Source organism: Cyanobium sp. Cruz CV13-4-11 (assembly GCF_024346055.1).
GTDB lineage: Bacteria > Cyanobacteriota > Cyanobacteriia > PCC-6307 > Cyanobiaceae > Cyanobium.
Genome location: NZ_JAGQCH010000002.1, coordinates 49170 through 68238 on the forward strand (window position 1 = coordinate 49170; position 19069 = coordinate 68238).

Below are 19069 nucleotides of genomic sequence, written 5' to 3' on the forward strand. Positions count from 1 at the left end.
ATGGCGCGATGGATCCGCTGGGGGGCCACCCAGCTCTTCTTCGCCCTGAGCGTTCTCTGCTCGGTCACCTTTGCCATCACGTCCCCGAGCCTTCTGGGTTCCCTTGGCTTGGGAGACGCCCAGCTGGGGGCGCTCGGGGGCGCTTACGTCACCGCCTTCTCGATCGCCCTGCTGCTTCTGGGCGGCCTGATGTCCACCATCCCGACCCGTCTGCTCCTGGGAGGATCGGCCTGTCCACCGCCTTCGTCGGGGTGATCAGCACCGTGGGCCGGGAGTTCCCCCGGAACTTCCCCTTCATGGCCGCCCTCAGCAACGCCATCACCAATCTCTGCTCCGCGCTGCTGGCGATCGGCAGTGCCATGGTGCCGATTCTGGCCGGCTTCCGCAGCCCATTCTGGGTCCTCTCCCTGCTGCTGCTGGCAACCGCCGCCCTGCTGGTCTTCGCTCTGGAGGAACCGGGGCGGCCCCCAGGCCGCGATGCCCCCCCTGGTCAGGCCCGGGTGACCCTCCGACCCTCCGACCCTCCGAGCTGCCGGGAGCGATCGGACGGATTCTGCAGACCCCCCCGTTCTGGTACGTCAGCCTTTGCTTCGGCGGCCTGTTCGGTTCCTTTCTGGCCTTCGCCGATCTCTGGAACATTCCCTACCAGATGCGGGTGTTCGGACACACCATCCAGCAGGCCTCGCTGCTGAATTCGGCCTTTCCCCTCGGGATGATGGCGGGGTCCCTGGTGGGGGGCACCTGGGCCAGACGGGCCGGATTCCTGGGACCGGTGAGGGCCTTCGCCCTTCTCACCCTGCTGGTGGAAGGCCTGCTGTACGCCCATGTGCTGCCCGGGGCGGGGGCCGGCGTCGCCTTCTTCCTGGTGGGATTCGGCAGCAGCGCCTCCTCCCTGGCCCTGGCGGCGCTGCCCGAGCACCTGGAGGCCGCCCTGGTGCCCATCGCCACCACCCTCGTGATGACCCTGGCCTACCTCCTCAGCGCCCTGGTGCAGGTGCTCGCCGCCATGCCGGGGGGAGGCGCCGGCATCACCAGCTTCAGCGCCTACCGGGGCAGCATCGGCATCGTCGTGGTGCCGGTGGCGATCGCCGCCGTCTCCGCCTTCCTGCTCCGATCGCGCGCCCCGGGGCTGGACATCGATCGGCGCAGCGGCCCCGGCAGCGGCGCACCGTAGGGATCAGGTCCCCTCACCGCTCAGCGGCCCAGATCGAGCAGGGCCACCTCCCAGGCCAGCCGGGGCTGCACGTAGGCCAGCAGGTGGCTGCGCAGCTGCTCGATGCGCCGCAACGGCGCCGGCTCCAGGCGCTGGCGCCAGAGGTGCAGCTGCCACCAGTCGAGCAACCAGAGCTGCTGTTCGCCGTCGAGGGCCTCGCTGAGGTCGCGGGCCAGGCCAAGGGCCTCCATCGGCTCCCGGCCCAGGGCCAGCAACCGTTCCGCCAGCCCCTGAGGCAATCCCCGCCAGACCCGCCTGTGGCGCAGCAGGGCCCCGGGGGAGCCGGCGGCCAGTTCAAGCAGTTCGGGGGGATCGGCCCCAGGCCCCTGCGGTTCCCCTTCCGCTGGCGGCTGCCGTTCCAGCACCTGGCGCACCAGGGCGGGGGGCAGGCGGGCGAAGGGAATGGACTGGCAGCGGGAGCGGATGGTGCTCAGCAGCCGGTCCGGTGTCGCCGTGAGCAGGATCAGCAGACCGTGGCCGGGTTCTTCAAGGGTCTTGAGCAGGGCATTGGCGGCCGCCTCGGCCATCGCCTCGGCCGTCTCCAGCACCACCAGGGAACGCCCCCCCTCCACCGGGCGGCGGGCCAGGAAACGGGTCACCTCCCGCACCTGCTCCAGGCGCAGCTGGGGGGGGCTGCGGCGACTGAGGCCCTGCGCCTCGGCCTCGGAGGCCTTCACCAGCCGGCCCTGGTGCAGGTAGGTGGGCTCGACCCAGAGCAAATCAGGGTGATTGCCCTCCGCCAGGCGCCGCCGCAACGGCACTGACCCGATGCTTCCACCGGAGAGCACCCCCTCCAGCAGGCGCCGGGCCGCCAGGCGGCGGCCCACCCCATCGGCCCCCACGAACAGATAGGCCGGCGCCAGCCGCTGGCGTTCGAGGGCGGCCGTCAGCAGCCTCACCGCCTGCGGCTGGCCAAGAAGATCAGCAAACAGCTCAGCCATGGCCACCCCCCTCGGGGACGGCCAGGTGTTCCCTGATCAGGGAGCGGCACCGATCCGTGACCTGCTCCCTGGGCAAGCTGGCCTCGACACGACACCAGCCCCTCTGGCCGGCCAGGGTGGCGAAGCCATCGCTGACCCGCTGCAGGAAGGCCTCGCCGGCGGCCTCGATCCGGTCGGCGGGCCGGTTGCCGCGGCGCTGCAGGGATCCGGCCAGGGGCAGGTCGAGCCAGAGGGTGAGATCGGGCGCCAGGCCTCCGGTGGCCAGGGCCTCGAGCTGGAGGATCGTTGTCAGGGGAAGGCCGCGGCCATAGCCCTGGTAGGCGGCGGTGGAGCCGCTGAAGCGATCACAAAGCACCCAGTCGCCGGCCGCCAGCGCCGGACGCAGGCACTCCTCCACGTGCTGGGCCCGGTCGGCGGCATAGAGCATCAGTTCGCTGAGGCTGCAGGGGGCGGCACCTTCGGGCGGCCGCAGCAGCAGGGCGCGCAGGGCCTGACCCAGGGCCGTGCCGCCGGGTTCCCTGGTCACCACCAGCCGGGCGCCATCGGCCATCAGGCCGCTGACCGGCAGCCAGGCGCGCAGGACCTCGATCTGGGTGGACTTGCCGCAGCCGTCGATGCCTTCCAGCACCAGGAAGCGTCCGCTCATGACGACCGCTCCTGCAGGCTGCCCTGCAGCAGCAGGGCATTGCCGACCACGGTGATGGAACTGAAGGCCATCAGCAGGGCCGCCAGCTCGGGCGAAAGACGCAGGCCGAAGCCCGGCAGCAACACGCCAGCCGCGATCGGCAGCACGATCAGGTTGTAGCCAAAGGCCCAGGCCAGGTTCTGGCGGACCTTCGCCATGGTGCGCCGGGCAATCTCCAGGGCCCGGACGATGCCATCGAGGTCCTCGCCCATCACCACCAGCGCCGCACTCTCCTGGGCGATCTGGGTGCCCGTTCCGACGGCGATGCCGAGATCGGCGGCAGCAAGGGCAGGCGCATCATTCACCCCGTCCCCCACCATCGCCACGGCCCCCTGGCCATGGGCCAGCAGGAGCCGCTCCAGCTTCTGCTCGGGCCGCAGGTCCCAGGCCAGCTCTTCGGGCCGCAGGCCGAGCCGGCGACCCAGGCCCTCGACGCTCGCCCGGCGGTCTCCGCTGAGCAACCCGAGCCGCAGCCCCTGCTGCCGCAGGCGGGCCAGGGTGGCGGCGGCATCGGCGCGGGGCTGATCCTCGACGGCCAGCAGACCCAGCAGCTGCCCGTCGCTGGCCACCGCCAGCAGGCTGGCGCCATCGGCCTCCAGGTCCTGCTGGAGGGTGTCGTGGACGGGGTCCACCGCCACGCCGCAGCGCCCCAGCCAGGCCAGCCGGCCCACCTGCACCAGCCCGAAGCCGTCCACCAGGCCCTGCACCCCTTCCCCGGCAAGCGACAGGCTCTCAGCGACGGGCAACAGGGGCAGGTCCTGGGCCTGGGCCTGCTGCAGCACGGCGTGGGCCAGGGGATGGCGGCTGTGCTGCTCAAGGCTGGCGGCCAGCTGCACCAGCTGCCCGGCCCGGGCCGCCTCCGCCGGGCTCCCGGCCGCGGCCCCGACCACCCGGACGGCCGTCACCAGGGGGCGGCCGAGGGTGAGGGTGCCTGTCTTGTCGAACAGCACCGCCTGCAGCCGGGAGGCGGTTTCGATCGCGTCACCGCCCCGGAACAGCAGGCCAGAGCGGGCCGCCAGGCCGGAACCCACGGCGATGGCCGTCGGTGTCGCCAGACCCAGGGCGCAGGGACAGGCCACCACCAGCACGGCGATGGCCAGCTGCAACCCCAGGCTGAAGGGCGTGGCGGGGCTGGCGGCAGCGCCATGGCCATGGGGGCCATGGCCGGAGGCAGGGGCCATGAGCAGCACCTCGGGCCAATGCTGGCTGCCCCACAACCACCAGAACAGCAGGGTGGCCACCGCCAGGGCCAGCACCACCAGGGTGAAGCGGCCGGCGACCCGGTCGGCCAGTCCCTGGATCGGGGCCTTGCGGGCCTGGGCCCGCTCCACCATGTGGACGATGCGGGCGATGGCGCTCTCGGCACCACAACGCTGAACCTCCAACACCAGGGAACCGTCCAGGTTGAGCAGGCCGGCGGCCAGCTCACTGCCTGGGCCCACGGAGCGTGGCAGGGGTTCGCCGGTGAGGCTGGAGGCATCCACGCTGGAGCGGCCTTCCAGCACCACCCCATCCACCGGCACCCGGTCCCCCGGCAGCAGCCGCAGCCTGTCGCCCGGACGCAGCCCGCCCACCCGGACCTGGCGGGGGGGACCATCGCCCAGCAGCAACAGGGCATGGTCGGGCTGGAGGGCGCTGAGTTCCTCGATGGCCCGGCCGGTGCGGTAGCGGGCCCGTTCCTCGAGGAAGCGACCGGTGAGGACGAAACCCAGCAGCATCACCGGCTCGTTGAAAAAGCAGGGCCAGCCGCTGGCGGGCCACAGCCAGCCCACCAGGCTGGAGAGGTAGGCGCTGGCCACGCCCAGCCCCACCAGGGTGTCCATCCCGGGCACCCCGGCCAGCGCCGAACGCGCCCCCCGGACCAGGATCGGCCGGCCCGGAACGGCCAGGGCGAGTGTGGCCACCAGGGCATGGAACCAGGGGCTGCCCAGCAGTTGCCACGGACCCCGCCAGGCCAGCTGGCCCGCCTCCGCCAGGTGGCCCAGCCCGGAGACCAGCAGAAGCAGCAGGGCCACCAGCAGCTGGCGCCAGTGGCGCCACCACTGGTCGGCCTGACGCCGCTGCCGCTGGCTGGCCGGCTCCAGCTCCTGGGACCGCAGCCGGGCCTGGAAGCCCAGGCCTTCCAGGCTGCCCAGCAGGGCGGGGATCGGGTCCACCGCGACCCCATCGGGGCCGTCGCGGCAAGGGTCCAGATCGACCCAGGCCGTGCGGGTGAGCAGGTTGACGCTGGCCTGGCGCACCCCCTCGCTCTGGAGCAGGCGCTGCTCGACGGCACGCACACAGCCGCCGCACTTCATGCCCTCCACATCAAGGAGCAGGGGCTCGGCAGTGGTGGCAGGGGGGGTGGCGCTCACGCAGGGGGTGCCGGGGCGATCACGGACCGGGGCCCCAGGCTAGGGAGCCGCCATCCCGTCGCCCGCGCCCGGCCGCCCAAGGCAGGATGGGGGGAACGATCAGGATCTCGACCCTTGCCCCGCTCGCAGCGCAACGACAACTTCATCGACAAGAGCTTCACGGTCATGGCCGACCTGATCGTCAAGCTGCTGCCGATCGATCCCAAGGCGAAGGAGGCCTACGTCTATTACCGCGACGGTCTGTCGGCCCAGAACGACGGCGACTACGCCGAGGCGCTCGAAAACTACGAAGAGGCCCTGAAGCTCGAGGAGAACAGCATCGACCGGGGCGAGATCCTCAAGAACATGGCGATCATCTTCATGAGCAATGGCGAAGAGGAGAAAGCCCTCGATTTCTACCGCCAGTCCCTGGACGCCAACGGCAACTCCCCCTCCTGCCTGAAAAACATGGGGCTGATCTATGAGAAGTGGGGCCGGCTGGCCGAAGAGACCGGCGACCAGGACGCGGCCGACCGCTGGTTCGACGAGGCCGCCGCCTACTGGACCAAGGCGGTACGGCTCTACCCGGGCGGCTACCTGGACATCGAGAACTGGCTCAAGTCCTCCGGCCGCAGCAACGTCGATGTCTACTTCTGAGCGACCCGGGCTCAGTCCCCGTCGGCGGGGTTGACCCCCAGGCCGGCGACCAGGGCCTCAGCCACCGTCGCCGCCTCCAGCAGCTGCAGGCCCAGGCCGGCCGCCAGCGGCCCCAGGGCGCTGCCGCGGGGCACCACGGCCCGCACGAACCCCAGCCGGGCCGCCTCCTGCAGGCGCAGCTCCAGCTGGCCCACGGGCCGCAGCTGGCCGCCCAGCCCCAGTTCCCCCAGTAGCACGGTGCCCGCCGGCAGGGTGAGGTCGCGATAGCTGGCCACCACCGCCGCCGCCACCCCCAGATCCGCCGCCGGCTCCTCCACCTCGAGGCCGCCGGCCACCGCCAGGTAGCAGTCGAAGCGGGACAGGGGCAGACCCATGTGCTTCTCCAGCACCGCCAGGATCTGGTGCAGGCGGTTGGTGCCGATGCCGGTGGCGGTGCGCCGCGGGCTGGCGTAGCTGGTGGGGCTGACCAGGGCCTGGATCTCCACCAGCAGCGAGCGGGTGCCCTCGCAGGCCACGATCGTTGCGGTGCCGGGACTGGGACCATCCCCGGCCAGGAACAGTTCGCTGGGGTTGCTCACCTCCACCAGCCCGGCGCCCTGCATCTCGAACACCCCCAGCTCGTGGGTGGCGCCGAAGCGGTTCTTGACGGCCCGCAGCAGCCGGTGGCTGGCGAAGCGGTCGCCTTCGAAGGTGAGCACCGCATCCACCAGATGCTCAAGCACCTTGGGACCCGCCAGCATCCCCTCCTTGGTGACGTGCCCCACCAGCACCAGGGCGGTGTGCTGGCGTTTGGCGATGCGCTGCAGGGCGGCGGCACAGTCCCGCACCTGGGACACCGAGCCGGGGGCACTGCCCAGTTCAGCGTCATGCAGGGCCTGGATGCTGTCGATGATCGCCACCTGGGGCCGCAGGGTTTCCAGCTCCTGCAGCACCAGCTCCAGATCGGTCTCCGCCAGCAGGCGCAGCCCCTCGCCATCGCCAGCCTCTGACGCTTCGCCAGGGGCGTCCTCGGCCAGGCGCCGCCAGCGCAGCTTCACCTGCTGGGCCGACTCCTCGGCGCTGACGTAGAGCACCACGGCCCGGGAGGCCATGGCCCGGGCGCTCTGCAGCAGCAGGGTGCTCTTGCCGATGCCCGGGTCGCCCCCCAGCAGCACCAGCGAGCCGGGCACCAGACCACCCCCCAGCACCCGGTCCAGCTCGCCGTAGCCGCTGGCCAGGCGCTGCAGGGGCCGGTCACCGACGGCCTGGATCGGTTCGGAACGGCTGGGACGGCCCGGCGCCGGATTCCCAGCGGCGTCCGGAGCGGCCGCGGCAGCCACCGGCCGGCGGCGGCGGTTGTCGCTGCTCGGCTCGCTCTGCTCCACCAATGTGTTCCAGCCACCGCAGCCGGAGCAGCGGCCGAAGAACTGCCGCGTCCTGGCCCCACAGGCCTGGCAGACGAAAGAGGAACCGGGACGGGCCAAGGGCAGCGAGCGGGGTGTATGAAGAAAGGTGGCGTTCGGTGAATTCGCGACCTTCCGGCCGGTTCAGTGGGTCGGAACCGTGTTGCATTCTCCGCGCCGCAATGACGGCCTCCCCCACCGCCAAAGAAACCATTCTCGTCGTCGATGACGAGGCCAGCATCCGCCGGATCCTTGAGACCCGGCTGTCGATGATCGGCTACCAGGTGGTCACCGCCTGCGATGGCGAGGAGGCCATTGAGGCCTTCCACCGCGTCCTGCCGGACCTGGTGGTCCTCGACGTGATGATGCCCAAACTTGACGGCTATGGCGTCTGCCAGGAGCTGCGCAAGGAGTCCGATGTGCCGATCGTGATGCTCACCGCCCTCGGCGACGTGGCGGACCGCATCACGGGCCTCGAGCTCGGGGCCGACGACTACGTCGTCAAGCCCTTCAGCCCCAAGGAGCTGGAGGCCCGAATCCGCTGCGTGCTGCGGCGGGTCGAGAAGGACCCCGGCGCCGGGATCCCCAATTCCGGCGTGATCCAGGTCGGCGATCTCCGCATCGACACCAACAAACGCCAGGTGTATCGGGGAGACGAGCGCATTCGGCTCACCGGCATGGAGTTCAGCCTGCTGGAGCTGCTGGTGAGCCGTTCCGGCGAGCCCTTCAGCCGCGGCGAGATCCTCAAGGAGGTGTGGGGCTACACCCCCGAGCGTCACGTGGACACCCGCGTGGTGGATGTCCACATCTCGCGGCTGCGCTCCAAACTGGAGGATGATCCAGCCAACCCCGAGCTGATCCTCACGGCGCGGGGCACCGGCTATCTGTTCCAGCGCATCGTTGAACCCGTTGCCACCGAAGGATCCTGAAGGCGCCGGGCGCGAAGGCCGTCGCTTCGCCTCCAACCGCCCCAAACCCAACCGCACGATCCGCCGCCTGGTGATCTGGTATCGGCGCAATGCGGCCGTCACCAGCCTGGTGGGCTCCGCCACCGCCACGGCTTCGGGGGCGGCCTCTGGGGCGGTGTCGGTGGCCGGAAGCATGGCCGGCGCCGCCACCAACGTGGCGGGCTCCGTGCTCCAGCCCCTGGTGTTCGATCCGCTGCGGCGTCTGCAGCAGGGCAGCCACACCGACGCTGCCATCGACGACCGCCAGCGCCTCTGGGTGGCCGTCGACGGCATGGGCGGGGACCATGCCCCGGGTCCGATCCTGGAGGGCTGCCTGAGGGCCGTGGCCCTGCTGCCCCTGCGCATCCGCTTCGTGGCCGAGCCGGAGCCGCTGCGCCAGGCGGTGGCGGCCATGGGCCTGGGCCAGGAGCTGGAGGAGGCGGTGCAGCGCGGCCTGCTCGAGCTGGTGCCCAGTGGCCCCTCGGTGGGCATGCACGAGGAGGCCACCGTGGTGCGCCGAAAGCGCGACGCCAGCATCAACGTGGCCATGGACCTGGTCAAGAAAGGGGAGGCCACCGCCGTCTATTCCGCCGGCAACTCCGGCGCCGTGATGGCCGCCGCGATCTTCCGCCTCGGCCGGCTGGCCGGCATCGACCGGCCGGCCATCGGCGCCCTGTTCCCCACCAAGGACCCGAGCCAGCAGGTGCTGGTGCTCGACGTGGGGGCCAACATGGACTGCAAGCCCGAATGGCTGCACCAGTTCGCCCTGCTCGGGAACATCTACAGCCGCGACGTGCTCCAGGTGAAGCGGCCCCGCATCGGCCTGGTCAACATCGGCGAGGAGGAGTGCAAGGGCAACGACCTCTGCCTGCGCACCCATCCGCTGCTGGCGGGGGACGAGCGCTTCGTGTTCGCCGGCAATTGCGAGGGGCGTGACATCCTCTCCGGGGATTTCGACGTGGTGGTCTGCGATGGCTTCACCGGCAACGTGCTGCTGAAGTTCCTCGAATCGGTGGGCAGCGTCCTGTTGGACGTGCTGCGGGCCGAGCTGCCCCGGGGGCGCCGGGGCAAGGTGGGGTCGGCGTTCCTGCGCAGCAACCTGGTGCGGATCAAGAAGCGCCTCGACCACGCCGAGCACGGCGGCGCCCTGCTGCTCGGGGTCGACGGCATCTGCGTGATCGGCCACGGCAGCAGCCGGGCGCTTTCCGTGGTGAGTGCCCTGCGGCTGGCCCACTCCGCCGCCAGCCACGGCGTCATGGACGACCTGCACGCCCTCGGCGAGGGGAGCGCCGGAGTGGCAACCACCTGTGGTTGACTGTGGCCACCTGTGAACCGAATGGGTGCCGCTCGGCTCAGACAAGACGGTGACCACGGCCGCCTTGCGGGGGATGGCCCTGGTGGGCTGCGGACGCGCCCTCCCCGCCGCCAGCATCAGTAACGACCAGCTGGGCGAGCGGGTCGAGACCAACGACGACTGGATCCGCAGCCGCACCGGCATCGGCGCCCGGCGCGTGGCCGGCCCCGGAGAAACCGTCACCAGCCTGGCCGCCGAGGCCGGCCGGGCGGCGCTGGCCCATGCGGGCTGGGCCCCCGAGCAGGTGGACCTGATCCTGCTGGCCACCTCCAGCCCGGACGACCTGTTCGGCACCGCCCCCCGGGTGCAGGCGGCCCTGGGAGCTCACCGGGCGGTCGCCTTCGATCTCACGGCGGCCTGCAGCGGCTTCCTGTTCGCCCTGATCACGGCGTCCCAGTACATCCGCGGCGGCACGATGCAGCGGGTGCTGGTGATCGGTGCCGACCAGCTCAGCCGCTGGCTCGACTGGGACGATCGCCGCACCTGTGTGCTCTTCGGCGATGGCGCCGGTGCCCTGGCCGTGCAGGCCTGCTACCCCACAGGCGACGGCCTGCTGGGCTTCCGCATGCGCTCGGATGGCAGCCGCAACGCCTGTCTCACCCTGGCCCAGGTGGCCGAGCACCGGCCCCTGGTGGGGGATCTCTCCGCCCAGGTGGGGGGCTTCGCGCCGATCCACATGAACGGCCAGGAGGTCTACAAATTCGCCGTGCGGGAAGTGCCCGCGGTGCTGGCCGAACTGCTGGAGGCCACCGGCACCGCCGCCTCTGACGTGGACTGGCTACTGCTGCACCAGGCCAACCAGCGCATCCTCGATGCGGTGGCCGACCGTTTCGCCATGCCCGCCGAGCGGGTGCTCAGCAATCTCTCGGCCTACGGCAACACCTCCGCCGCCACGATCCCCCTGATGCTCGACGAAGCGGTGCGCGATGGGCGGGTGGGCGCCGGCGACCTGATCGCCAGCAGCGGCTTCGGCGCCGGCCTCAGCTGGGGCGCCGCCCTGTTCCGCTGGAGCGGTCCGGGGGGGTCCCCAGCCGAGCCCTAATCTCCTGCCGTTGCACGGGAGGCTTGCATGGCCATCGCCTGGGTGTTTCCGGGACAGGGATCACAGAAGCCTGGCATGGCCGAGGGGGTGATCGACCTTCCCGGCGCACGGGAACGCTTTGATCGGGCCTCGGCCCTGCTCGGCCGTGACCTGCTGGCCATCTGCGCCGGGTCTGAGGCCTGCGGCAGCGGGGACCCCGGGGAACCCAGCGATCTCAACGACACCCGCAACACCCAGCCTGCCCTGTTCGTGGTCGAGAGCCTGCTGGTGGATGACCTGCACCGGCAGGGCCGCACGGCCCAGCTGGTGGCGGGCCACAGCCTGGGCGAGCTGGTGGCCCTCTATGCCGCCGGCGTCTTCGATGCCGAGACCGGCCTGGCCCTGATGCGCCGCCGCAGCGAACTGATGGCCGCCGCCGGCGGCGGCGCCATGACCGCCGTGATGGGCTTCGACCGCGACGAACTCGAGCGGGTGGTGGCCGCCACCGAGGGGGTGGTCATCGCCAACGACAACAGCGCCGCCCAGGTGGTGCTCTCCGGCACCCCGGAGGCGGTGGCCAGCGTCAGCGCCACGGTGCGCTGCAAGCGGGCCATCCCCCTGGCCGTCTCCGGCGCCTTCCATTCCCCGTTCATGGCCACCGCCGCCGCGGCCTTCGCTAGCGAACTGGAGGCGGTGCCCTTCGCCGACGCCCGCGTCCCTGTGCTCAGCAACGCCGATCCCCGTCCCGAAACCTCCGCCAGTGTGCTCAAGGAGCGCCTGCGCCAGCAGATGACCATGGGGGTGCGCTGGCGCGAAACGATGGAAGGCCTTCAGAGCGCGGGCATCACCACCGCGGTGGAGATCGGCCCCGGCAATGTGCTCAGCGGCCTGATCAAGCGCAGCTGCCCCGGACTCGGCACCGCCCAGATCGCCGGCACGGGCGACCTGGGCCAGTGAGGCGCCGCCGCCGGCCCCCGGCCGATCCCCCTGCCCTGCTGAGCACCCCAAAGCCGAGCCTGACGTACCGGCTGATCAGCTACCTGCTGGTGTTTCCCGTGTTCCGGGTGCTGTTCCGGGGCCGGACCACCGGCAACGACAACGTGCCCCTGGAGGGGGCTGTGGTGGTGGTGGCCAACCATGGGTCCCACCTGGACCCGCCGCTGCTTGGACACGCCCTCGGCAGGCCCGTGGCCTTCATGGCCAAGGCGGAACTGTTCCGGGTGCCGCTGCTGGGGCCGATCATCCGGGCCTGCGGCGCCTACCCGGTGGAGCGGGGCGCCGGCGACCGGGAAGCGATCCGCACCGCCACCGATCGGCTGCTGCAGGGCTGGGCCACCGGTGTCTTCCTCGACGGCACCCGCCAGCCGGATGGCCGCGTCAACCAGCCCCAAGCCGGGGCGGCCCTGCTGGCGGCCCGGGCTGGGGTGCCGCTGCTGCCGGTGGCGATCATCAACAGCCACCGGGCCCTGGGACCGGGCGGCCACGGGCCCCGGCTGGTGCCGATCCACATCCGCATCGGCACGCCGATCCCCCCGCCGGCCTCGCGGCGGCGCCCCGACCTGGATGCGGTGACCCGCGCCGCCCAGGAGCAGATCAACCGGATGCTCGACCTCGGCCCGATCAGCGGAAGCCTGCTTTCTCCAGCCAGGGAACCACCCGCGCTTCCACCCAGGGCCTGATGTCCTGGCCACTGATCACCCACAGGGCCGCCCTGGCGCCGTCGCCCCACAGGCGCCGCCGGCCCTCGACGACACACAGATCGCCGCAGGGTACGGGGACCGGTGTGAGGTGGATGCCGCGGCTGCCGGCCACGATCCGCCCCACCAGCAGGGCCCGCTGCATGTGATCGGTGGAGGTGACGAGCAGGGCGTGGCGGACACGGGACTTGCGCAGATCGTCGACCAGGGAGGTGAAGTTGGACACCGTGTCACGGGCCCGGTAATCGAGCTGGACCTGGCGGGAGGGCAGGCCCTCCTTCTGCTGGAACAGCCAGTGGGCGTACTCGGGGTTGGTGCCTCCGGTGACCACCACCGGCAGACCATCGGTGCGGGCCAGACGGGCCGCCGCCGCCTCCCGATCCGCATCGCCCCCCAGCACCAGGATCATCTGGGGAGGCGGCGGCGTGGGCCACCACACCCCCCGGGACAGCCACAGCAGGGCCAGTCCCGCCAGGCCCACCAGCACCCGCCTGCCCCGGCCCGGTCGGCGCGGGGCGGGGGGGGTGCGGCGGACCCGCGGGGATGGACCCGCCGGCGCCGGAGCGGTGCGTTCCGGGCGGCGCGGGCGGCAGCGGGGCCGGGGTTGGGGGCCGGGGGGACTCAGCATGGGAGCGCCTCCACCGGACTGGTGGGGTACAGGGGCAGCACCGGCTGCCAGGGGGCGCTCAGGCCGGCGGCGGCGCGGGCGGCACTGAAGCCGAGCAACTGGACCACGTCCTCCGGCAAACACACCTCGGCGGGGTGGATGGGGAAGGGGGCCAGGGCGTCACGGCCTCGGTGCAGCCTCGGGGCCTCCAGCTCGGCCACGCCACCGGGCTGGCCGGGGTCGGCGCCGTAGAGCCCCGCCACCACCCCGCGACGGGGCAGCTCCTGGAGCAACCAGAAAGGGCCCGCCTCGCTGGGCGGCATGGGCCCGGCGAGCAGACGGCGGGCCATCAGCTGGAAACTGCTGATCCCGTCGAGGGGCAGGGCCAGCTGCTGGGCCAGGGTGCGGGCCAGCACCACCGTCAGGCGGGTGCCGGTGAAACCGCCGGGACCGGTGGCCACCGCCAGGCGTCCCAGCCGGGGCCAGGCGGCGGCCGGCAGCACCGATTCCAGACAGTCGAACAGGCCATTGGAGAGGGAGCGGCCGAGGGGGAAACGCTCCAGCCGCTCCGGCTGCGTGGCCCCGAGTCTCTGCAGCCCCACCCCGAGGCTGTCGCTGGAGCTGTGCAGGGCCAGCAGCCAGGGGCCAGGGTCCGGATCGGGAAAGCCCGTCATGTCGGCAGGGGCCCGTCGGGGCAGCAGCGGCGCCAGCGGCCTGGATCGGAGCGGAAGTCGGAGCAGGCCCGCACGTCCCACTCCACCCCGACACTGGCCGCAGCGGCGTCGAGATCGAGCACCTGCACGTGGATGCGGGGCTGGCGGGGGCTGAAGTCGGGGCTCATGGTGAGGTGGGCGACGCCGTGCTGACGCTCGACCGCGTGGTAGGCCTGACAACGCTCGACCCAGTGGCAATCCACGCAGATGCACATGCCGCCACGGCCCAGCAGGGCGCCCATTGTGGCGTGCGAGCCGGGACGTCAAGTCTCGGAACTGTGGCGGGCCCTGGCACCGGAGCGCTGGCCTGTGGCCCCCCACCGGTTTCCAGCGGGCACAGCCCTGGTGGGCGGGGCGGTCCGGGACGGCCTGCTGGGTCGGCTGGCGGACCAGCCGGATCTGGACCTGGTGGTGCCCGGCGACGCCATCGAACTGGTCCGGCAGCTGGGGCGGCGCCATGGCGGCACCTGTGTGGTGCTCGACCAGGAGCGTTCGATCGCGCGGCTGGTGCTGGAGGGCTGGACGATCGACCTGGCCCGCGGCGCCGGTAACGATCTCACAGCCGATCTGGGCCGCCGCGACTACACCGTCAACGCCATCGCCCTGCCCCTGGAGGGGGCGGCCGTGGCCAGCGACGAGGCCGCCGATCTGCAGCTGATCGACCCCTGCGGCGGCCTCGCGGATCTGGCGGCGCGCCGCATGGTGGCGATCAGTGAAGCCAACCTGCTGGACGACCCCCTGCGGCTGCTGCGGGGGGTGCGGCTGGCCTGCGACCTGGACTTCAGCATCGAACCAGCCACCTGGGAGCTGATCCGGCGCCACCGCCAGCGGATCTCCGCCGTGGCCGGGGAGAGGGTGCTGGCGGAATTGGAGCGCCTGGCCGCCTCTGGCGAGGGGCATCGGGGGCTGGCTCAGGCGCTGGAGGCGGGCCTGCTCCAGCCCTGGGGGGCCGCTGACGGCAGCGAGGCGTCGCTGCAGCCCCTCGGTCCCGAGCGACCGGAAGCCTGCGGCCTCACCCCCGCCGAGGCGGCCTGGGCCCTTCCCCTGGCGCGGCTGGCGGCCGTACTGGATGGCCGGTCCCTGGAAGGCCTGCGGGCCAGCCGCCGCCTGCAGCAGCGCTGCCAACGGCTGCGCCAATGGCTCGGTTGTCTCCGGCAGACACCCGGGGACACCGGTGCGCTGGCGCTGGAGACGCTGGCGGAAGCGGAGCGGCTGGCCCTGCAACGCCAGCTGGAGGAGGAGCTGCCCGCCCTGCTGCTGCACCTGGATCCGGCGGCGGCGCAGCTGGCGCTGCGGCGCTGGCGGGATCCGGCGGATCGCCTGTTCCACCCCCGGCCGCCCCTGGACGGCCGCCGCCTGCAACAGCTGCTGGCCATCGCTCCGGGCCCCCGTCTCGGCGAGCTGATCGACCACCTCACGGCCGAATGGGCCTTTGGTCGCCTGGGCCTAACAGCAGCAACGGAGACAGCGGAGTTGGCGGATCAGGCTTTGGTCGCAGAGGCCGTTGTTGCCGCCCAGTTGTGGCTGGATCGCCGGCGCGAGGCCAAGGAAGCGGACCCACGGCGTGATTAACTGCTGGATGCAATGGCGCGATCGCACCGCCTGCCAGAGTTTTTCCTTTTCCCGAGCCCCCTCCCCCATGAGCGTTCGTCTCTATGTCGGCAACCTGCCGCAAACCTTTGATGCCAAAGAGCTGGAAGCTCTCTTCTCGAGCGTGGGAGAGGGGGTGCGCTTCAAGGCCGTGAACGACCGGGAGACCGGCGGCTGCCGGGGCTTCGGCTTCGCCAACGTTGAGGATCTGGCCCAGGCCGAGGCGGTGATCGCCCAGCTCAACGGCAAGGACTTCGGCGGCAGCACCCTGCGCATTGAGATTTCCGAGCAGCGCCGTGACAGCCGCCCAGCCGCCGGCGCCGACCGTCGTCCCGGCAGCGCCCCGACGCCCGCCCGCAAAAGCGTCAACAAGGTGGTCCATGCCGACGCCGTCGGCGAAGGTGCCCCCGATCCCCGCTGGGCCGGCGAACTGGCCAAGCTCAAGAACCTGCTGGCCAACCAGAAGGCCGCGGTCTGAACATCTGGCCCGCTGGGAGCAGCGGCTGAATGGAGGCCAGCCCATCCGTGGGGGATTTGGCAGGGCATGACCCCAATCCAAGTCCACGGTGATCAGCCGCGATGCCCTCCTCAGCCTCTGCCATCGGCGACTTCATTTTCCCGGCGGACTGGCTGGGCTCCTGGCAATGGCAGTCGGAATCCGTCAGCTATGTCTGCGGCAGGGCCGCTGTGCAACACCCTCCCGGGGCGTTGCCCGTACTGCTGATCCATGGCTTCGGCGCCTGCAAGGAACACTGGCGGCACAACCTGCCGCCCCTATCCCGCCAGCGTCCCGTCTTCGCCATTGATCTGGTTGGCTTTGGGGCCAGTAGTAAGCCGCCTTCCCGCCTCGAGGGGGAGCCGGAGGACGTCCTGGCCCTGCGCTATGGCATCGACCTGTGGGCCGACCAGGTGGCTGCCTTCGTGCGGGAGGTGATCGGCACGCCGGTTCAGCTCGTCGGCAATTCGATCGGGGGCGTCGTGGCCCTCGCCGCAGCCGCCAGGCTCGGCGACGACGTGGGCCAGGTGATCCTGATCGACTGCGCCCAGCGCAGCCTGGACGACCGCCGCCTGAGCGAGCAGCCCCCCCTGGGCCGGATCGGCCGGCCGCTGCTGAAGCGCCTGGTGCGGCAGCGCTGGCTGACGGGCAGTCTGTTCCGCTGGGTGGCCAATCCCGGCGTGATCCGCAGGATTCTGGGCGCCGCCTACCCCTCCGGCGAGGGCGTCGACGACCAACTGGTGCAGCTGCTGCTGACCCCGGCCCTCAGCCCCGGTGCCGAGGAGAGCTTCCGAGGTTTCATCAATCTTTTCCGCGATCGGCTCGCCCCTGACATGCTGGCGGAACTGACCATTCCGGTCCGGCTGCTCTGGGGGGAAGCGGATCCATGGGAGCCGGTCGACGAGGCCCGGCGCTGGGCCAGAACCTTTGCTGCCGTGCGCGAACTGCGGATCCTGCCCGGCCTCGGCCATTGCCCCCACGACGAGAATCCCTCCGTAGTGAACCCGGTGCTGGAGGAGTGGCTGGCGCTGGGGGATCAGCCCTGAGGGAGACCGAAGCCGGCGAGTCGCTGGAACGCCGCTTCATCGCGTCTGGGCGATCACATAGGAGAACGGAAGATCCAGCAATTTGCCGACCCTGGGCACGAAGGCGCGGTGGTTGAAGACGTCATAATCCAATCTCTCGATGACATCAAGGATCCCCCGATACAGCCGTAGTGATGCCCACACAGGCCAGCGGGCATCCGGCGCCAGCCAGCGCACCCCGGCCTCGGAACGGTTGAACCAATCCCTGGCCCGCTCCAGCTGGAAGCGCATCAGCGCCTGCCAGTTCTCATTGAGACGGCCGGCCATCAGATCGTCTTCGGAGTAACCGAAACGGTCAAGATCCTCCTGGGGAAGATAAATGCGACCGCGACCGCGATCCTCACCCACATCGCGCAGGATATTGGTCAGCTGGTTGGCGATACCCAGGGCCACGGCGGCTTCCGAGGTGTCGGGGCGTTCGCTCCAGGGGGCGGAGGTGTACGCGGCATCGACCCCCATCACCTCCTGGGTCATCAGTCCCACGGTGCCGGCCACCCGATAGCAATAGAGCTGGAGGTCGGAGAAACTGGCATAGCGATCACGCAGCACGTCCATCCGCTGACCCTCGATCATGTCGAGGTAGGCCTGCAGGGGTTGGGGGAAGCGCTCCATCGTGTCCACCATCACCCTGTCGAGGGCATCGACGGCTCGGCCGGCGAACAGGGCGCGGGTGCGATCCTCCCAGGCGTCGAGTCGCTCCAGCAGGACGTCGGCGGAAAGGGTCTGGGCCTGGGCGCTGTCCATCAGTTCGTCGGTGCGGCGGCACCAGACGTAGATCGCCCAGATGGCCCGGCGCTTGGCCGGGGGCAGCAGCATCGTGCCGAGATAGAAGGTCTTGGCCCAGCGCGCCGTTTCCTGCCGACAGGACTCGTAGGCGTCCTGCAGATCGGAGGAGAGGCAGGGGGGCAGCGGGGCCAGCACACTCACACCGTCGCCAGGCTCTGGGCAGGGGCGGGGCCCTGGTCCCGGCCGGAGAGGTGGGCGTCCACGGCGGCAGCGCAGAGCTTGCCACTCAGCACCGCCCCCTCCATGGAGGCCAGGTAGCGCTGCATGGTGAAGCAGCCCGCCAGGAAGAAGTTGGGGATGGGGGAATCCTGGGAGGGGCGCAGCTGCTGGCAGCCGGGCACGGTCTTGTAGACGGACAGCGGCGTCTTGACGACCACCGACTTGCGCAGCTGGGCCTGTGTGGCACCGGTGAAATGGACAGGGAACAGGCGCTTGAGCTCCTCCAGCGTGGCGGCCACGATCTCTTCATCCGGGCGACCGATCCAGTCGGCGGCAGGCGCAAACACCAGCTCAAGCATGGAGCGATCGGGATCCTCGTACTCCCGGCAGGTGTTGCTCATATCGGCGTAGACGCTGAGCAGATCGGAGCGGCTGAACAGCAGGTGGTCGATGTCGGTGAGCTTGCGATCGAACCAGAGGTGGATGTTGATCACCGGCACCCCCCGCAGGCCCTCGAGCTTACTGAAATACGGCAAGTGTTTCCAGGGCTCCGGCAGCAGCAGCTTGAGCGGGTCGACCGGCATGGCGCTGACATAGGCATCGGCCTGGATCTCCCGCTCGGGCTGGCCCTTGATGCCGCCGATGCGGAAGCCGGTGACGGCCCCGTCCTGGTCGATGAGGATCTCCCGGAGGGGTGAGTCCAGATGGACTTCGCCGCCACGGGCCTCGATGGAATCCACCATCGGCTGGCAGAGCCGCTCCGGTGGGTTGCCATCCAGGAAGGCCATGCGGGAGCCGTCGGTTTCCTGCAGGAAGCGGTTGAGGGCGGTGAGCACCACCGTGCTGGAGATCTCCTCGGGGTTGATGAAGTTGAGCGCCTTGCTCATGGCGAGAAAAACTTCATCATTGACGCGCTCGGGGATATTGTGAATCCGCAGCCATTCGCTCCAGCTGTACTTGTCGCATTCCTCCACATAGGACTGGCCGCGCAGCATCGCCGGAACCAGGCCAAGACCGAAGGCGATCTTCTCCGGCCAGGTCAGCATGTCGTTGTTGCCCAGGATTGCCGCCACGCCGTTGATGGGCGCCGGCAGGTCGGGAAAATCAAAACGGCTGTAGGTGCCGGGCACCTCCTTCTGGTTGAAGATCATGGAGTGGGATTTCCACTGCAGGCGATCCTCGATGTCCAGCTCGGCGAAGAGTTGGCGCATGTTGCGATAGGCGCCGAAAAAGATGTGCAGGCCGGTTTCATACCAGTCACCATCGGCGTCCTGCCAGGCCGCCACTTTGCCGCCCAGCACATCTCTGGCCTCGAGCACGATCGGGGTATGGCCGGCGTCACAGAGGTATTTGGCGCAGGACAGGCCGGCCAGCCCGGCCCCGGCGATCACAACCCGCATGTC

The 19069-nt window shown here is 70.8% G+C and carries 20 protein-coding genes; 11 read left to right on the top strand and 9 right to left on the bottom strand.

All coding sequences use genetic code 11. From position 1 onward, the window contains the following. Together KBZ12_RS02230 and KBZ12_RS02235 are read left to right on the top strand one after the other, a co-directional pair. Entirely contained in the window at window positions 1-255 is a 255-nt protein-coding gene (locus KBZ12_RS02230) for a hypothetical protein (RefSeq protein ID WP_254956083.1), read from the top strand. Between the two features lie 394 nt (window positions 256-649). Further along, complete coding sequence (locus tag KBZ12_RS02235; RefSeq protein WP_254956084.1) at window positions 650-1174, top strand: hypothetical protein; 525 nt, start codon at window positions 650-652, stop codon at window positions 1172-1174. 20 nt (window positions 1175-1194) lie between these two features. On the opposite strand, the gene KBZ12_RS02240 is transcribed toward KBZ12_RS02235, so the two are convergent. From KBZ12_RS02240 to KBZ12_RS02250, 3 genes are read right to left on the bottom strand one after another with little or no spacing between them, the layout of a single operon-like run. Further along, window positions 1195-2154, bottom strand: coding sequence for a DNA polymerase III subunit delta' (locus KBZ12_RS02240; protein WP_254956085.1), 960 nt, complete (start codon window positions 2152-2154; stop codon window positions 1195-1197). Then, complete coding sequence (gene tmk, locus KBZ12_RS02245) at window positions 2147-2800, bottom strand: dTMP kinase (protein ID WP_254956087.1); 654 nt, start codon at window positions 2798-2800, stop codon at window positions 2147-2149. The genes KBZ12_RS02240 and tmk overlap by 8 nt, the downstream gene beginning before the upstream one ends. After that, window positions 2797-5193 (bottom strand): cation-translocating P-type ATPase, encoded by a 2397-nt coding sequence (locus KBZ12_RS02250; protein WP_254956088.1) that lies wholly within the window; start codon window positions 5191-5193, stop codon window positions 2797-2799. Before KBZ12_RS02250 ends, tmk begins: the two co-directional genes overlap by 4 nt. Window positions 5194-5307: 114 nt before the next feature. Between KBZ12_RS02250 and KBZ12_RS02255 the strand changes: the two genes are divergently transcribed. Further along, complete coding sequence (locus KBZ12_RS02255; RefSeq protein ID WP_094586668.1) at window positions 5308-5829, top strand: photosystem I assembly protein Ycf3; 522 nt, start codon at window positions 5308-5310, stop codon at window positions 5827-5829. A gap of 11 nt (window positions 5830-5840) precedes the next feature. Here KBZ12_RS02255 and radA read toward each other — a convergent pair whose 3' ends face one another. Next, window positions 5841-7292: a DNA repair protein RadA gene (gene radA / locus KBZ12_RS02260; RefSeq protein WP_254956089.1), complete on the bottom strand. Its 1452-nt coding sequence runs from the start codon at window positions 7290-7292 to the stop codon at window positions 5841-5843. Between the two features lie 101 nt (window positions 7293-7393). On the opposite strand from radA, the gene rpaB reads away from it, so the two are divergent. From rpaB to KBZ12_RS02285, 5 genes are all read left to right on the top strand, one after another. Beyond that, a complete protein-coding gene (gene rpaB / locus KBZ12_RS02265) occupies window positions 7394-8140 on the top strand; it encodes a response regulator transcription factor RpaB (RefSeq protein WP_216909380.1) in 747 nt (248 codons plus the stop codon). After that, window positions 8121-9473, top strand: coding sequence for a phosphate acyltransferase PlsX (gene plsX, locus KBZ12_RS02270; RefSeq protein ID WP_254956090.1), 1353 nt, complete (start codon window positions 8121-8123; stop codon window positions 9471-9473). The genes rpaB and plsX overlap by 20 nt, the downstream gene beginning before the upstream one ends. Before the next feature lie 73 nt (window positions 9474-9546). Then, a complete protein-coding gene (locus KBZ12_RS02275) occupies window positions 9547-10554 on the top strand; it encodes a beta-ketoacyl-ACP synthase III (RefSeq protein WP_254956256.1) in 1008 nt (335 codons plus the stop codon). A 27-nt stretch (window positions 10555-10581) separates the two neighbouring features. Continuing rightward, window positions 10582-11490 carry an ACP S-malonyltransferase gene (fabD, locus tag KBZ12_RS02280; RefSeq protein ID WP_254956091.1) on the top strand — a complete coding sequence of 303 codons (909 nt, stop codon included), beginning with the start codon at window positions 10582-10584 and terminating at the stop codon, window positions 11488-11490. Continuing rightward, entirely contained in the window at window positions 11487-12212 is a 726-nt protein-coding gene (locus KBZ12_RS02285; RefSeq protein WP_254956092.1) for a 1-acyl-sn-glycerol-3-phosphate acyltransferase, read from the top strand. The genes fabD and KBZ12_RS02285 overlap by 4 nt, the downstream gene beginning before the upstream one ends. Here the strand turns inward: KBZ12_RS02285 and KBZ12_RS02290 are convergent. Genes KBZ12_RS02290 through KBZ12_RS02300 form a run of 3 tightly spaced genes read right to left on the bottom strand, consistent with a single transcriptional unit; the run spans window position 12154 to window position 13765 of the window. Next, on the bottom strand, window positions 12154-12858 hold the full coding sequence (locus tag KBZ12_RS02290) for a YdcF family protein (RefSeq protein ID WP_315859276.1): 705 nt from the start codon (window positions 12856-12858) through the stop codon (window positions 12154-12156). The two genes, KBZ12_RS02285 and KBZ12_RS02290, sit on opposite strands and share 59 nt — an antisense overlap. Then, window positions 12852-13511, bottom strand: a complete 660-nt coding sequence (gene tsaB / locus KBZ12_RS02295; RefSeq protein WP_254956093.1) for a tRNA (adenosine(37)-N6)-threonylcarbamoyltransferase complex dimerization subunit type 1 TsaB — start codon at window positions 13509-13511, stop codon at window positions 12852-12854. The genes KBZ12_RS02290 and tsaB overlap by 7 nt, the downstream gene beginning before the upstream one ends. After that, the gene (locus KBZ12_RS02300; protein ID WP_254956258.1) at window positions 13508-13765 is read right to left on the bottom strand and encodes a Ycf34 family protein; all 258 of its coding nucleotides are present in this window, start codon (window positions 13763-13765) and stop codon (window positions 13508-13510) included. The genes tsaB and KBZ12_RS02300 overlap by 4 nt, the downstream gene beginning before the upstream one ends. Before the next feature lie 130 nt (window positions 13766-13895). Between KBZ12_RS02300 and KBZ12_RS02305 the strand changes: the two genes are divergently transcribed. From KBZ12_RS02305 to KBZ12_RS02315, 3 genes are all read left to right on the top strand, one after another. After that, the gene (locus tag KBZ12_RS02305; RefSeq protein WP_254956094.1) at window positions 13896-15122 is read left to right on the top strand and encodes a CCA tRNA nucleotidyltransferase; all 1227 of its coding nucleotides are present in this window, start codon (window positions 13896-13898) and stop codon (window positions 15120-15122) included. Between the two features lie 67 nt (window positions 15123-15189). Beyond that, a complete protein-coding gene (locus KBZ12_RS02310) occupies window positions 15190-15618 on the top strand; it encodes an RNA-binding protein (protein ID WP_254956095.1) in 429 nt (142 codons plus the stop codon). A 101-nt stretch (window positions 15619-15719) separates the two neighbouring features. After that, window positions 15720-16682 carry an alpha/beta fold hydrolase gene (locus KBZ12_RS02315; RefSeq protein WP_254956096.1) on the top strand — a complete coding sequence of 321 codons (963 nt, stop codon included), beginning with the start codon at window positions 15720-15722 and terminating at the stop codon, window positions 16680-16682. A 36-nt stretch (window positions 16683-16718) separates the two neighbouring features. Here the strand turns inward: KBZ12_RS02315 and KBZ12_RS02320 are convergent, their stop codons facing one another. Together KBZ12_RS02320 and pds are read right to left on the bottom strand one after the other, a co-directional pair. After that, a complete protein-coding gene (locus KBZ12_RS02320) occupies window positions 16719-17648 on the bottom strand; it encodes a phytoene synthase (protein ID WP_254956097.1) in 930 nt (309 codons plus the stop codon). Continuing rightward, window positions 17645-19066 (bottom strand): 15-cis-phytoene desaturase, encoded by a 1422-nt coding sequence (gene pds, locus KBZ12_RS02325; RefSeq protein ID WP_254956098.1) that lies wholly within the window; start codon window positions 19064-19066, stop codon window positions 17645-17647. Before pds ends, KBZ12_RS02320 begins: the two co-directional genes overlap by 4 nt. Window positions 19067-19069: the final 3 nt, after the last annotated feature.

Bases quoted from the DNA above. Each gene is read 5' to 3' on its own strand.
- KBZ12_RS02230 (WP_254956083.1), top strand. From the start codon at position 1: ATGGCGCGATGGATCCGCTGGGGGGCCACCCAGCTCTTCTTCGCCCTG.
- KBZ12_RS02235 (WP_254956084.1), top strand. From the start codon at position 650: ATGCGGGTGTTCGGACACACCATCCAGCAGGCCTCGCTGCTGAATTCG.
- KBZ12_RS02240 (WP_254956085.1), bottom strand. From the start codon at position 2,154: ATGGCTGAGCTGTTTGCTGATCTTCTTGGCCAGCCGCAGGCGGTGAGG.
- tmk (WP_254956087.1), bottom strand. From the start codon at position 2,800: ATGAGCGGACGCTTCCTGGTGCTGGAAGGCATCGACGGCTGCGGCAAG.
- rpaB (WP_216909380.1), top strand. From the start codon at position 7,394: ATGACGGCCTCCCCCACCGCCAAAGAAACCATTCTCGTCGTCGATGAC.
- KBZ12_RS02275 (WP_254956256.1), top strand. From the start codon at position 9,547: ATGGCCCTGGTGGGCTGCGGACGCGCCCTCCCCGCCGCCAGCATCAGT.
- fabD (WP_254956091.1), top strand. From the start codon at position 10,582: ATGGCCATCGCCTGGGTGTTTCCGGGACAGGGATCACAGAAGCCTGGC.
- KBZ12_RS02290 (WP_315859276.1), bottom strand. From the start codon at position 12,858: ATGCTGAGTCCCCCCGGCCCCCAACCCCGGCCCCGCTGCCGCCCGCGC.
- tsaB (WP_254956093.1), bottom strand. From the start codon at position 13,511: ATGACGGGCTTTCCCGATCCGGACCCTGGCCCCTGGCTGCTGGCCCTG.
- KBZ12_RS02300 (WP_254956258.1), bottom strand. From the start codon at position 13,765: ATGTGCATCTGCGTGGATTGCCACTGGGTCGAGCGTTGTCAGGCCTAC.
- KBZ12_RS02310 (WP_254956095.1), top strand. From the start codon at position 15,190: ATGAGCGTTCGTCTCTATGTCGGCAACCTGCCGCAAACCTTTGATGCC.
- KBZ12_RS02315 (WP_254956096.1), top strand. From the start codon at position 15,720: ATGCCCTCCTCAGCCTCTGCCATCGGCGACTTCATTTTCCCGGCGGAC.
- pds (WP_254956098.1), bottom strand. From the start codon at position 19,066: ATGCGGGTTGTGATCGCCGGGGCCGGGCTGGCCGGCCTGTCCTGCGCC.